At 70.7% G+C, this 12,789-nt stretch carries 14 protein-coding genes; 6 read left to right on the forward strand and 8 right to left on the reverse strand.

Going from position 1 to position 12,789, the window contains the following annotated elements; translation table 11 throughout:
- Positions 1-62 precede the first annotated feature (62 nt).
- Complete coding sequence (locus tag ACFFQA_RS00590) at positions 63-1,163, forward strand: branched-chain amino acid aminotransferase (protein WP_377849511.1); 1,101 nt, start codon at positions 63-65, stop codon at positions 1,161-1,163.
- A gap of 50 nt (positions 1,164-1,213) precedes the next feature.
- Here the strand turns inward: ACFFQA_RS00590 and ACFFQA_RS00595 are convergent, their stop codons facing one another.
- The 4 genes from ACFFQA_RS00595 to cobU are packed head-to-tail and all read right to left on the reverse strand — an operon-like array spanning position 1,214 to position 4,479.
- A complete protein-coding gene (locus tag ACFFQA_RS00595; RefSeq protein WP_377849512.1) occupies positions 1,214-1,933 on the reverse strand; it encodes an SDR family oxidoreductase in 720 nt (239 codons plus the stop codon).
- Between the two features lie 29 nt (positions 1,934-1,962).
- Positions 1,963-2,697 (reverse strand): adenosylcobinamide-GDP ribazoletransferase, encoded by a 735-nt coding sequence (locus ACFFQA_RS00600; protein ID WP_377849513.1) that lies wholly within the window; start codon positions 2,695-2,697, stop codon positions 1,963-1,965.
- A 16-nt stretch (positions 2,698-2,713) separates the two neighbouring features.
- Positions 2,714-3,910: a nicotinate-nucleotide--dimethylbenzimidazole phosphoribosyltransferase gene (gene cobT / locus ACFFQA_RS00605; protein WP_377849514.1), complete on the reverse strand. Its 1,197-nt coding sequence runs from the start codon at positions 3,908-3,910 to the stop codon at positions 2,714-2,716.
- Between the two features lie 29 nt (positions 3,911-3,939).
- Positions 3,940-4,479, reverse strand: a complete 540-nt coding sequence (gene cobU / locus ACFFQA_RS00610) for a bifunctional adenosylcobinamide kinase/adenosylcobinamide-phosphate guanylyltransferase (protein WP_377849515.1) — start codon at positions 4,477-4,479, stop codon at positions 3,940-3,942.
- Between the two features lie 68 nt (positions 4,480-4,547).
- Here cobU and ACFFQA_RS00615 point away from each other — a divergent pair, with 68 nt between their 5' ends.
- The gene (locus ACFFQA_RS00615) at positions 4,548-4,751 is read left to right on the forward strand and encodes a hypothetical protein (RefSeq protein WP_377849516.1); all 204 of its coding nucleotides are present in this window, start codon (positions 4,548-4,550) and stop codon (positions 4,749-4,751) included.
- Positions 4,752-4,824: 73 nt separating this feature from the next.
- On the opposite strand, the gene ACFFQA_RS00620 is transcribed toward ACFFQA_RS00615, so the two are convergent.
- Positions 4,825-5,814, reverse strand: coding sequence for an aldo/keto reductase family protein (locus ACFFQA_RS00620; RefSeq protein WP_377849517.1), 990 nt, complete (start codon positions 5,812-5,814; stop codon positions 4,825-4,827).
- A 66-nt stretch (positions 5,815-5,880) separates the two neighbouring features.
- Positions 5,881-6,525, reverse strand: coding sequence for a DUF3043 domain-containing protein (locus ACFFQA_RS00625; RefSeq protein ID WP_377849518.1), 645 nt, complete (start codon positions 6,523-6,525; stop codon positions 5,881-5,883).
- Positions 6,526-6,575: 50 nt separating this feature from the next.
- On the opposite strand from ACFFQA_RS00625, the gene ACFFQA_RS00630 reads away from it, so the two are divergent.
- Both ACFFQA_RS00630 and ACFFQA_RS00635 read left to right on the forward strand, forming a co-directional pair.
- Entirely contained in the window at positions 6,576-7,685 is a 1,110-nt protein-coding gene (locus ACFFQA_RS00630; RefSeq protein ID WP_377849519.1) for a glycerate kinase family protein, read from the forward strand.
- Positions 7,686-7,782: 97 nt separating this feature from the next.
- Entirely contained in the window at positions 7,783-8,145 is a 363-nt protein-coding gene (locus ACFFQA_RS00635; protein WP_377849520.1) for a HesB/IscA family protein, read from the forward strand.
- A 67-nt stretch (positions 8,146-8,212) separates the two neighbouring features.
- Here ACFFQA_RS00635 and ACFFQA_RS00640 read toward each other — a convergent pair whose 3' ends face one another.
- Positions 8,213-8,386, reverse strand: coding sequence for a hypothetical protein (locus ACFFQA_RS00640; RefSeq protein WP_377849521.1), 174 nt, complete (start codon positions 8,384-8,386; stop codon positions 8,213-8,215).
- Between the two features lie 178 nt (positions 8,387-8,564).
- Here ACFFQA_RS00640 and ACFFQA_RS00645 point away from each other — a divergent pair, with 178 nt between their 5' ends.
- Positions 8,565-9,500: a carbohydrate kinase family protein gene (locus ACFFQA_RS00645; RefSeq protein WP_377850184.1), complete on the forward strand. Its 936-nt coding sequence runs from the start codon at positions 8,565-8,567 to the stop codon at positions 9,498-9,500.
- A gap of 57 nt (positions 9,501-9,557) precedes the next feature.
- Here ACFFQA_RS00645 and asnB read toward each other — a convergent pair whose 3' ends face one another.
- Positions 9,558-11,474, reverse strand: a complete 1,917-nt coding sequence (gene asnB / locus ACFFQA_RS00650; protein ID WP_377849522.1) for an asparagine synthase (glutamine-hydrolyzing) — start codon at positions 11,472-11,474, stop codon at positions 9,558-9,560.
- 345 nt (positions 11,475-11,819) lie between these two features.
- Here asnB and ctaC point away from each other — a divergent pair, with 345 nt between their 5' ends.
- A complete protein-coding gene (ctaC, locus tag ACFFQA_RS00655; RefSeq protein WP_446681664.1) occupies positions 11,820-12,761 on the forward strand; it encodes an aa3-type cytochrome oxidase subunit II in 942 nt (313 codons plus the stop codon).
- Positions 12,762-12,789 lie beyond the last annotated feature (28 nt).

Below are 12,789 nucleotides of genomic sequence, written 5' to 3' on the forward strand. Positions count from 1 at the left end.
TCGGGCGTCCGATGTTCGGGATCGCGATGTTCGGATGACTGAAGAAGGTTTATCGTGCAGCCATGACGACAGCGCCCTTCTCCCGGACGTCCAACCCGAACCCCGTTTCGGCGGAGCGTCGGGCGCAGGTACTGGCCAATCCGGGCTTCGGGCAACACTTCACCGACCACATGGTCAGCATCGAGTGGAACCCCGAGCGGGGCTGGCACAACGCGGCCGTGCTGCCCTACGGCGCCTTCCCGCTCCACCCGGCGGCCATGGTGCTGCACTACGGCCAGGCCATCTTCGAGGGCCTCAAGGCCTACCGGCAGCCGGACGGCTCGGTCGCCTCGTTCCGCCCCGACGCCAACGCCGCGCGGTTCCGCGCCTCGGCGCAGCGGCTGGCCATGCCGGAGCTGCCCGACGAGCTGTTCCTCGCCTCGCTGCGCGAACTGGTCGACATCGACCGCGAGTGGGTGCCCGCGGCGGGCGGCGAGGAGTCGCTGTACCTGCGGCCGTTCATGATCTCCACCGAGGCCGGGCTCGGCGTGCGCCCCGCCAAGGAGTACCGCTACCTGCTGATCGCCTCGCCCGCGGGCGCGTACTTCGCGGGCGGCATCAAGCCGGTCAGCGTGTGGCTGAGCACCGAGTACGTGCGCGCGGCCCCCGGCGGCACCGGCGCGGCGAAGTTCGCAGGCAACTACGCGGCCTCGCTGCTCGCCCAGGCTCAGGCCGCCGAGCAGGGCTGCGACCAGGTCGTGTGGCTCGACGCGGTGGAGCGCCGCTGGGTGGAGGAGATGGGCGGGATGAACCTGTGCTTCGTCCTCGGCTCCGGCGCCGAGGCCCGCATCGTCACCCCCGAGCTGACCGGCACGCTGCTGCCCGGCATCACCAGGGCGTCGCTGCTGGGGCTGGCCGCCGACCTCGGCCACCCGGTGGAGGAGCGGCGCATCTCCACCGACGAGTGGGAGAAGGGGGTCGCCTCCGGTGAGATCACCGAGGTCTTCGCCTGCGGCACCGCCGCGGTGATCACCCCGGTCGGCCGGGTCAAGCACGCGGGCGGCGAGTTCACCATCGGCGACGGCGGCTCCGGCGAGCTGACCATGAAGCTGCGCAAGGGCCTGACCGACCTGCAGCGCGGCGCGGTCGCCGACACCCACGGCTGGATGCACCGGCTGGGCTGATCTTGTGACGGGGAGGGGCTCTGTCCGGTGGGCAGAGCCCCTCTTCTCGGTTACGCCTGCTGCGCGGTCGCGGCGAGCACGACCTCGCGGACGCAGACCCGCTGCGGCTGCTCGTAGGCGAACCGGATGGTGGCCGCGACGTCCTCGGAGGTCAGCACGTCGTTGGCCTCCTTCCACGCCTGGTAGTCGGCCTTGATGCCCTCGTCGGTGGTGTGCGAGAGCAGTTCGGTCTCCACCGCGCCCGGCGCGATCGTGGTGACGCGCACGCCCTTGCCCGCGACCTCCTCGCGCAGGCTCTCCGACATCGCGTGCACGGCGAACTTGGTGCCGCCGTAGACCGCGTGGTTGGGGAAACCCTTGCGCCCGGCGACGGAGCTGACGTTGACCACGGTGCCTCGGCCGCGCTCGATCATGCCGGGCAGCACCGCGTGCACGCCGTTGAGGAGGCCGAGCACGTTGACGTCGAACATGGTGCGCCACTCGGCGGGCGCCTGGTTCGCGATGTGACCGAGCAGCATGACGCCCGCGTTGTTCACGATCGCGTCGGTGGGGCCGTACTGGGCCTCGGCCTCGGCGACCGCGGCGGAGACGGCCTTCGCGTCGGTCACGTCCACCGCGCGGCACAGCGTCTCGGGCAGCTTGAGGTCCTCAAGGCGGTCGAGGCGGCGGGCCAGCAGGAGCAGGGGGTGGCCCAGCTCCGCGAAGGTCTGCGCCGTCGCGGCGCCGATCCCGGAGCTGGCCCCGGTGATCACGATGAGCGGCTTGGTCATTGTCCGGAACTTACTGGCGCCGCCGCTGCTTAGAAAATTTTTACCGCCGACAGGACGACGAGGACAACGGTCGTGGCGACCTCGCAGCACGCGCCGAACACGTCCCCGTTGACGCCGCCGAACCGCCTGGTCGTGTGCGAGACCAACCCGAGCACGGCGACGGTGGCTCCCAGCACGGCCAGCGGCCCCAGCCACGGGTGGACCACGGCAGCGGCGGCGGCCAGCGCGAGGGTCCACGCCACCGGAACGAGCACTGGCTGCGTCCCGGCCACCAGCGCGCCGAGCCCCTTGTTCTGCGCGGGTGGCACACCGCGGCGGCAACCCCACCCGAAGGCGACCCGGCCCGCGACGACCGCGAGTGTGATCGCGCCCCAACGGTTCTGTGCGACAAGCGCGCTGATGGCCGCCGCCTGCGCCCCCAACGCCACGATCAGCGCGACCACGGCGAACGGGCCCGCGGCGGGATCGTGCATGACCTTCAACGCCCGCTCAGGAGGCCCGTAGCAGCCCAAGCCGTCCGCGACGTCGCCCAGACCGTCCACGTGCATCCCGCGCGTGGTGGCCGCGAGCAGCCCCACGACGAGCACTCCGACGAGCAGCGGGCTCAGGCCGATCGCGTTGAGCCCCAACGCAACGGCTGTCGCGGTGGCCCCGAGCACCAGCCCCACGAGCGGTGCCCACGCGATGGCCCCCTTCGCGGTGTCCCGGTCGACCTCGTCCACTCGCACCGGGACCACGCTGAACATGGAGAACGCCAGCCGCACTCCACCCACCGCGCGCTCAGAGGTCCAGGGGTGGCGCGACCGTGAACTTCGGTGGCTCGGGCTCGGCGGGCGGGACGGGTTCGGTGAAGCTGGGCTCAGGGGCCGCCGCCTGTGCGGCGGGAGGGGGAGTGGCCGCGGGCTGGGGAGCGTCGGCGGGGCCCGCGATACCCGCGTCGGCGAAGGTGGCCATCTCCGCGAGGATCCTGGTCGCGGCGGAGAGGACCGGCAGCGCGGTGAGGGCTCCCGAGCCCTCGCCGAGGCGCATGCCGAAGTCCAGGATCGGCTTCAGGTCCAGGTGGTCCAGCACGATCGCGTGCGCCGGTTCCACCGAGCGGTGACCGGCCACCCACCACTCACGGGCGCCAGGGGCGAGCTCCTCGGCGACCATCGCGGCCGCGCCGACCACGACTCCGTCCAGGACCACCGGCGTGCGCCGGGCCGCCGCCTGGGCCAGGAAGCCGGCCATCGCCGCCAGGTCAGCGCCGCCCGCCGTGCGCAGCAGCGCCACCGGGTCGGCCCCGACCTTGCGGGCTCTGCGCAGCGCGTCGCGGATCGCCGCCGTCTTGCGCATCCAGCCCTGGTCGTCGATGCCCGTGCCACGGCCCACCACGGCCACCGGCTCCGAACCGGTCAGTGCCGCGATCAGCACCGCCGACGGGGTCGTGTTGCCGATGCCCATGTCCCCGGCGACCAGCACGTCGGCGCCGCCGTCGATCTCCTCGTCGGCGATGTCGCGGCCCGCCTTGACCGCCGCGGCCGTCTCCGCCGCGGTGAGCGCGTCCTCCCGGTCGATGAGGCCGGAACCGTTGCGCACCTTGAACTTGCTCACCGTCGGGGAGGTCTCGCCCGCGACCGCGACGTCCACAACGCGCACGGTCGCGCCCGCCGCGGTGGCGAGCACGTTGACCGCGGCGCCACCCGCGAGGAAGTTCGCCACCATCTGCGCGGTGACCTCGCTGGGGTAGGCCGAGACGCCCTGGGTCGCGATGCCGTGGTCCCCGGCGAAGACCACGACGCGGGGCCGCTCGAACGGCTTCGGCGGGCAGACGCCCTGGCAGGCCGAGACCCAGGCGCCCAGCTCCTCAAGGCGGCCCAGCGAGCCCACCGGCTTGGTGAGCTGGGTGTGCCGCGCCACGGCCCGGTCGCGGATCTCGTCGTCGGGTGCCGTGATGGGTGGGAAGACTCCGGGGTCGTCCTGTCCCGAGTTGTCCATAGTGGACACTCCAACCTCCGTCTTGGTGATCAGCGCAGCCGCAGCGGGATTCCCGCCACGAGCAGCGTGACCGTGTCGCACACGTCGGCGACGCGGGCGTTCAGCCTGCCGAGCTCGTCGCGAAAGAGCCTGCCAGAAGGCGTGGCCGGATGGACGCCCAACCCGACCTCCGAGGACACCAGCACCACCCGCGCCGCCGTCCCGGTCAGCGCGCGGACCAGCTCGTCGGCGTCGGCGCGCACCGGCTCGCGCGAACCGCCGTCCCAGGCGCCCGCCGCGTCGAGGGACTCCGTCAGCCAGGTCGCGAGGTCGTCCACCAGCAGCAACTCGTCCGGGCCCGCCGCGTCGAGCAGGCTCGGCAGCGAGGGGCCGTCCGCGGTCTCGACGGTCCTCCAGCACGCGGGCCGCCGCCGCACGTGGTCGGCGATGCGGGCTTCCCAGTCCTCGTCGGAGGCCCAGCGCCGGGCGGTCGCCACGTAGGTGACCGAGGAGTCGGCGGGGGCGATGCCCTCGGCGTGGGCGGACTTGCCGGAACGCGCGCCACCGAGCACCAGCGTCCGTCGACTCACCAGCTTCCTCCCCGTGGCGCGGTCGGCGCCACGTTACCGTTTGCTCGCCGAGCGAGAGGGAGGCCGACGTGAGCTACCGATGGCGTTACCAAGACTCGACCGAGGCCGACGTGATCGGGCCGGACGAGCAGTTCGAGGACCAGTCCGACGCGGAGCTGTGGCTGGAGGAGAACTGGCCCGACCTGCTCGACGGAGGGGTCGACCAGGTCACGCTGCTCGACGGTGACACCCCCGTCTACGGCCCGATGAGCCTGCACCCACCCGAGCAGTGACCGCCATTCGCGGGCTTATGGACCGTTTTGAGTTCGCGAAAGCGTCCATAAGCCCGCGAATGGCGAGAGGGGGTTACGGGGTGACGGTGAGGCGGGGGTCGTACTCGATGACGCCGTCGAGCGCCTCGTCGATCTTCTTCATGATCTCCGCGTCCAGCTTCACGCCCGCGGCCTTGACGTTCTCGGCGACCTGCTCCGGGCGGGAGGCGCCGATGATCGCCGACGCGACGTTGGGGTTCTGCAGCACCCAGGCCACGGCCAGCTGGGCCATGGTCAGACCGGCCTCCTTGGCGACCGGCTCCAGCAGCTGCACCTTCTCCAGCACGTCGTCGCGCAGGAAGCGGGCGACGAAGTTCTTGCCGCCGCCCTCGTCGGTGGCGCGCGAGCCCGCCGGGACCGGCTGACCCGGCTTGTACTTGCCGGTGAGCACGCCCTGGGCGATCGGCGACCAGACGATCTGGCCGATGCCCTCGCGCTCACTGGTCGGCACGACCTGCGACTCGATGATCCGCCACAGCGCCGAGTACTGCGGCTGGTTGGAGATGAACGGCACGCGCAGCTCGCGGGCGATGGCCGCGCCTCTGCTGATCTGCTCGGCGGTCCACTCCGAGACGCCGACGTAGAGGACCTTGCCCTGCCGCACCAGGTCGGCGAAGGCCAGCATCGTCTCCTCCAGCGGCACGGTCCGGTCGAACCGGTGGGCCTGGTAGAGGTCGATGTAGTCGGTGCCGAGCCGCTTCAGGGAGGCGTTGGCCGACTCCATGATGTGCTTGCGGCCCAGGCCCTTGTCGTTCTCGCCACCGGGGCCGGTCGGCCAGAAGACCTTGGTGAAGATCTCCAGGCTCTCCCGGCGCTGCCCGGCGAGCGCACGCCCGAGAACCGACTCCGCCTTGGTGTTGGCGTAGACGTCGGCGGTGTCGAAGGTCGTGATGCCCGCGTCCAGCGCGGCCTTCACGCACGCGCGCGCCTGGTCCTCCTCGACCTGGGAACCGTGGGTGATCCAGTTGCCGTAGGAGATGGCACTGACGGAAAGGCCACTGCGGCCGAGACGACGAAACTCCATGCCACCAAGCCTAGACCCGGTTCGTTCGCCCCGCTAAATACCTGAAGCGCGCTCCAGGTAGGTGAGCTATCCCACCTTCTGGTTGTAGCTCACCCTCGGCTTGGGCACGCGCAGCCTGCGCAGCTGGGTCGCCCTGGTGAAGGCGTACCAGCCGAGCGCGAAGCCCTTGAACGTCTCGTCCGGGAACCGCTGCCGCGCCCGCTTCGCCACGAAGCGGCCGAGCATGACGCCCTCGATGAGCATGGCCAGCAGCATGAACATGCACGCGAGGCTGGCGTACTGCTGCACCAGCAGGTTCGGCGTCAGCACCGCGATGAACACCACGATCGCCAGCGGCATGAACAGGCCCATGAGGTTGCGCCGCGAGTCCACCAGGTCGCGCACGTACGCGCGCACCGGGCCGCGGTCGCGGGGCAGCAGGTACTTGTCGTCACCGGCCATCATCCGCTCGCGGCGGAACTGGGCGGCCTTGCGGCGCTCTTCCTTGCTGGCCTGGTTGCCGCGCATGCGCCGCAGCGCCTCGCGCTGGGTGCGCGGCGGCGGCGGGACCGGACCGCGGCGGCGACCCTCGGCCTCGCGGCGCTTGGGGGTGGGCTTTCCCTTGCCCGCGGTGTGCCCCTTCGGGCCGTCAACGACGTCCGAGTTGACCTCCACGACCTCCTCTTCGGGGTTCGTGGGGTCTACGGCTGAGATGCGGCGAAGGAACCTCACGGCGTACAGAGTAGGACAGGGGAGTTTTGCGAAGATGTACCGTCCGCCCCGTGCGGATTCTCGTTGCTCCTGACTGCTTCGGCGGAACCCTCTCCGCGAGGGCCGCCGCCGAGGCGATTGCCCTGGGGTGGCGTCGTTCCGCCCCCGCCGACGAGCTCGTTCTCCGGCCGCTCGCCGACGGCGGCCCCGGCTTCGTCGAGGTGCTGCACGCGGCACTCGGCGGCACGGTGCACCGCCTCGCGGTGACCGGACCGCTCGGCGAGCCAGTCGGCGCCGACTGGCTGGAACACGACGGCACCGCCTACGTCGAGTGCGCCCAGGCGTGCGGCCTCCACCTCGTTCCCCCCGCCGACCGCGACGCCTCCAGTGCGAGCACCCGTGGCGTCGGAGAGCTGGTCAACGCCGCCCTGGCCACGGGTGTGCACACCGTGGTGATCGGCCTCGGCGGCTCGGCGAGCACCGACGGCGGCGCCGGGCTGTTCGCCGCGCTCGGCGCAGCCCCCCTCGCCGAGGACGGCACCGAGTTGGCCCCTGGCGGCGGAGCGCTCACCGGCTGCGCCCGGCTCGCCGCGCCGCCGGAGTTCCCCGCACGGCTGGTGATGGCGTCGGACGTCGAGAACGTGCTGCTCGGCAGGCACGGCGCCGCGCGCACCTTCGGGCCGCAGAAGGGCGCGGACGCTGCCGAGGTCGAGGCGCTGGAGCTGGCGTTGAGCCGCTGGGCCGACGTGCTCGCCGAGGCGACGGGCAAGGACGTCCGCGACACCGCGGGAGCCGGAGCGGCCGGCGGGCTCGGCGCGGGACTGCTCGCGCTCGGGGCCGAGGTCGTCTCGGGTGCCGGACTTGTGCGCGAGCTCACCGGGCTGGACGCGGCGCTGGCCTCCGTGCAGCTCGCGGTCACCGGGGAGGGCAGCTTCGACTGGCAGTCCCTGCGCGGAAAGCTGATCACCGCCGTCGCCGCGGGAGCCGCGGAGCGGGGCATGCCGTGCCTGGTGCTCGCAGGTCAGGTCAGCGTCGGCAGGCGGGAGTCGGCCGCCGTCGGCATCGAGGACTCCTATGCCGTCGCCGAGCACGCGGGTTCCGTCGAGGCCTCCATGGCCGACCCGGCCGGCACGCTCGCCGACCTCGCCGCGCACGTGGCGAGGCAGTGGGGCGGTCGCTGAGAGCACCGTCGCCGCTGTGCGACCATGGATGTGGAACAAGCAGGCCATCCGATGCGTTGCAGCCGAGGTAGCGCCTCAGGAAGACCGAGGGAGAACCATGACTTCTGCGCAGGAAACCGGCACGGAGACGCCGACCCACGGCGTCACGATGACCGAGGCGGCCGCCGCCAAGGCCAAGGCCCTGCTCGACCAGGAGGGCCGCGACGACATGCACCTGCGCATCGCCGTCCAGCCCGGAGGGTGCGCAGGCCTTCGCTACCAGCTGTTCTTCGACGAGCGCACGCTCGACGGCGACGCCTTCCGCGAGTTCGACGGCCTCAAGGTCGCGGTCGACCGGATGAGCGTCCCCTACGTGGACGGCGCGGTGATCGACTTCGTCGACACCATCGAGAAGCAGGGCTTCACCATCGACAACCCGCAGGCCACCGGTTCCTGCGCCTGCGGGGACTCGTTCAACTGAGCCTCACCGACGAAGAGGGACCGCGAGCCGTGCTCGCGGTCCCTCTTCGTTCGCCCGGACTTCGGCTTCAGCAGCCGTAGTCGTCCATGTCACGCACCTGGGCGGTGTTGGCGTCGCTCACCTGCCACGGTGCCGCCGCGCGCTGCTGCGGAACAACCCCTGAGCTGGCAAGGAGCGACTCCGGCAGGTCCGCGCAGTCCCTGATCAACTCGGCCATGGTGCTCGGTTCGGTGCTGGTCACATCGAGGACGTTATGACCCTCGGAAGGTGTGGAACAGCTCTACCAGGCAGTAGTCTTCGCGGTTGGCCGGTGAGCACCTGAAAGGGTGAAGTCGGCTGGTCAGACCGCCGTCACCGCCGAACGAGGAGAGCCTTTCGTGCCCGTCGCGATCACCGGAAGCATCGCAACCGACCATCTGATGCACTTCCCCGGCCGGTTCGCCGAGCAGCTCGTGGCCGACCAGCTCGACCGGGTGTCGCTGAGCTTCCTGGTGGACGACCTCGTCGTGCGCCGGGGCGGCATCGCCGCCAACATCGCCTTCGGCATGGGCGTGCTCGGCCACAGACCGGTCCTGGTGGGCGCCGTCGGTGCCGACTTCGCCGACTACCGCTCCTGGCTGGAGCGGCACGGCGTCGACTGCTCCGGGGTGCACACCTCCGAGGTGAAGCACACCGCGCGCTTCGTCTGCACCACCGACGACGACATGTGCCAGATCGCGTCGTTCTACGCGGGCGCCATGGCGGAGGCCCGCCAGATCGAGCTCGCCCCGGTCGCCGAGCGCGCAGGCGGCCTGGACCTGGTGCTGATCAGCCCGAACGACCCCGAGGCGATGCTGCGGCACACCGAGGAGTGCCGCCAGCGCGGCTACGCCTTCGCCGCCGACCCCTCGCAGCAGCTGGCCAGGATGGACGGCGAGCAGGCCCGCAAGCTCGTCACCGGCGCGCAGTACCTGTTCACCAACGACTACGAGCTCCAGCTGCTGCTGAAGAAGACCGGCTGGACCGAGGACGAGGTGCTCGACCAGGTCGGCATGCGGGTCACCACGCTCGGCGAGAAGGGCGTGGAGATCGTCGGCCGCGAGGTGGGCGCGCTGCAGGTCCAGGCCGTGCCGGAGACCGCGAAGACCGACCCGACCGGCGTCGGCGACGGCTTCCGCGCGGGCTTCCTCGCCGGGCTCAGCCGCGGCCTGCCGCTGGAGCGGGCCGCCCAGCTCGGCTCGCTGATCGCGGTGAACGTGCTGGAGACCGTCGGCACCCAGGAGTGGTCCTTCGACCGCGCTGAGGGCCTGCGCCGCCTCAGCGAGGCGTACGGCCCGGAGGCGGCCGAGGAGATCGCCCCGATGCTGCCCGCCTGATCCCCGTAGCAGAAAGGGCCCCTTCCCAGCCGGGAAGGGGCCCTTCTTGACGTCAGGTCAGAGCTTGACCGGGTAGTGCGGCTCGGGCACCCGCACCTGGATCGAACGCTCGATGAAGATGCCGTGCCAGATCATGAAGACCAGCAGCGCCCAGATGCGGCGGCTGTGGTCGAGCACGCCGGAGCGGTGCTCCTCCAGGATCCGCATGACCGCGGCCTTGTCGATCAGGTGGTCGGTTCCGGAGCCCTGCACGATCTCGCGCGCCCAGTCGTGCATCTCGTCCTTGAGCCAGTGCCGGATCGGCACCGGGAAGCCGAGCTTGCGGCGGTGCAGCACGTGCGCGGGCACGATCCGCTCCATCGCCTTGCGCAGCGCGTACTTCGTGGTCTCCTTGGTGATCTTCTGTTCGAGCGGGACCGTCGACGCCACCCGGAAGACCTCCGGGTCCAGGAACGGCACCCGCAGCTCCAGCGAGTTCGCCATGGTCATCTTGTCGGCCTTGACCAGGATGTCGCCGCGCAGCCAGGTGAACAGGTCCACGTGCTGCATCCGGGTCACCGGGTCCCAGCCCGCCGACTCGCGGTACGGCCTTGCGGTGACGTCGGTGTGCCGGATGCTCGGGTCGTAGCCCTTGAGCACGGCCTGGATCTGGTCGTCGCGGAAGATCCGCGCGTTGCCGTAGTAGCGCTCCTCCAGCGACAGCGCGCCCCTGCGGAGCAGGTCCTTGCCGCGCACGCCGTCCGGGATGCGCTTGGAGACCTTGCCCATCACCGAGCGCAGCGCGCCGGGGACCTTCTCGAACGGCGCGAGCGACAGCGGCTCGCGGTAGATCGTGTAGCCGCCGAAGAGCTCGTCGGCGCCTTCACCGGAGAGCACGACCTTGACGTACTGGCGCGCCTCGCGGGCGATGAACCACAGCGGCACCAGCGCCGGGTCGGCGACCGGGTCGTCCAGGTACCAGGTGATCAGCGGCAGGGCCTGCATCATCTCGTCGGCGGAGACGGTGCGGACCACGTGCTTGACGCCGATCGCCGCCGCCGACTCGGCGGCCACGTCCACCTCGGAGTAGCCGGAGCGCTCGAAGCCGGTGGTGAAGGTGATCAGGTCCGGGTTGTGCTCCTTGGCCAGCGCCGCGATGGCCGTGGAGTCGATGCCGCCGGAGAGGAACGAGCCCACGGTCACGTCGGCGCGCATGTGCTTGGCGACGGAGTCCCTCAGCACGTCGGCGATCTGCCGGTGCAGCTGGCTGACCTCGGAGGAGTTGTGCAGCGGGCGGGCGGTGAACTGCGGGTTGAAGTACCGCTCGGTGATCACCGAGCCGCCCGGGGCCACGGTGAAGGAGGTGCCGGACTCGATGCGGCGGATCTTGGTGTGCAGCGTGGCGGGCTCCGGCACGTACTGCATGATCAGGTAGTGCTGCAGCGCGGTCCGGTCCAGCTGCGGCTGCAGGCCGAGGCCGCCCGCCAGGTCGAGCAGGCTCTTCTTCTCGCTGGCGAACGCGACGCCGTTGGGGCCCTGCGCGTAGAACAGCGGCTTGATGCCGAACGGGTCCCGCGCGCCGAAGATCACCCGCTTCTCGGCGTCCCAGATCATGAACGCGAACATGCCGCGCAGCCGCGAGACCATCGACGGGCCCATGTGGTGGTAGGCCGCGACGATCGTCTCGGTGTCGCCGTCGGTGGCGAAGCGCGCGCCGTACTGCGCCACCAGCTCCGCCCGCAGCTCCAGGTAGTTGTAGATCTCGCCGTTGAAGACGATGGTGTAGCGCCCGTTGGCGTACTGCAGCGGCTGGTGCGACCGCTCCAGGTCGATGATCGAGAGCCGGTTGAAGCCGAACACCACCGACTCGTTGTGCCAGGTGTCGCTCTCATCGGGACCACGGTGCCGCTGGCAGTGGAGGGCGTTGGCGACGGCGTTGACAGCCGACGCGGTGTTGTTGTGGGGAGCGCAAACAAGTCCCAGCAGGCCGCACACGCTTCTCGCGCACCTCTCGTGTCGAACAGCGGCTCCCGGTCGGGGGTCCGAGTGGGCGTCGCCGTCGGGGGTGTCGTCATCGGTCGAAGAGCCCAGTATGCCGAAAGTCGGTGAGGGGCTTGACAGCCCTGTCTGTCAAGAGATTCCGCCCCCGCCGTCCACTCCGGACACGCCCAACCCCGGACAGGTGCGCGCCCACCCGCTGAGCTAGGCTCCCGCATGACTTCGTCGGCCCGCCGTCGGTGCTGGTCGCAGCCTGTGAGCTGCGTCATCACCATCGTCCCTTGGCGGGCCGTCAACCGCAGCGAGGAGGCGTCGGCAGTGGGCCGCAAGGAGGAGCGACACTTGCTCGCGGGGACGCGCCAGCGCCCCGGCAGGGCAGCGCGCCTGACCAAGGTTCTCGCCCTGGTCGGCATGGTGGCCGTCGTCGCCACCGGCTGTTCGACCGAGGAGGTGCTGCGGTTCGGCTGGCCCGAGGGCGTCACCCCGCAGGCCGAGCAGATGCGCCAGCTCTGGACCTGGTCGGTGATCGCGGCCCTGGCCATGGGCGTCCTCGTCTGGGGCCTGATCCTGTGGTCGGTGATCTTCCACAGGAAGAAGAGCGAGGAGTTCCCGCGGCAGACGCAGTACAACGTGCCGCTGGAGATGGTGTACATCACCGTCCCGACGATCATCGTGGTGGTGCTGTTCTACTTCACCGCGGTCACCCAGAACTTCGTGAACTCCAAGGACGAGCCGGCCGACGTCAACGTCACGGTGACCTCCTTCCAGTGGAACTGGGAGTTCTCCTACACCGACGCGAAGTTCAAGAACTCCGACGGCCAGCAGGTCAGCACCGTGGGCTCCAGCTCGGAGATCCCGCTGCTGGTGCTGCCGACCGGCAAGAACGTGCGCTACACGCTGCGCTCCAAGGACGTCATCCACTCGTTCTGGGTCCCGGAGTTCCTCTTCAAGCGGGACACCTTCCCGTACCCGGAGAAGAACAACCAGGACAACGTCTTCCAGAACCGCATCGACGCCCCCGGCGCCTTCGTCGGCCGCTGCGCCGAGCTCTGCGGCACCTACCACGCGGTGATGAACTTCGAGGTCAGGGCGCTGCCCTCGGAGCAGTTCGACCGGTACATGGCGCTGCGGGTCAAGCAGAACGCCAAGACCGGCAAGCCCTACACCGCGGCCGAGGCGCTGGCCGAGATGAACTGCGGCGAGCTGTGCGCCCCCCAGGCGGTCACCACCAAGCCGTTCACCACCGACCGTACTGCGGGCACCGCGTCCGGCATGGGCCGCTGAGCGGCCAGGTCGAGCCGGATTCGAGAGC

Source organism: Allokutzneria oryzae (assembly GCF_042429765.1).
GTDB lineage: Bacteria > Actinomycetota > Actinomycetes > Mycobacteriales > Pseudonocardiaceae > Allokutzneria > Allokutzneria oryzae.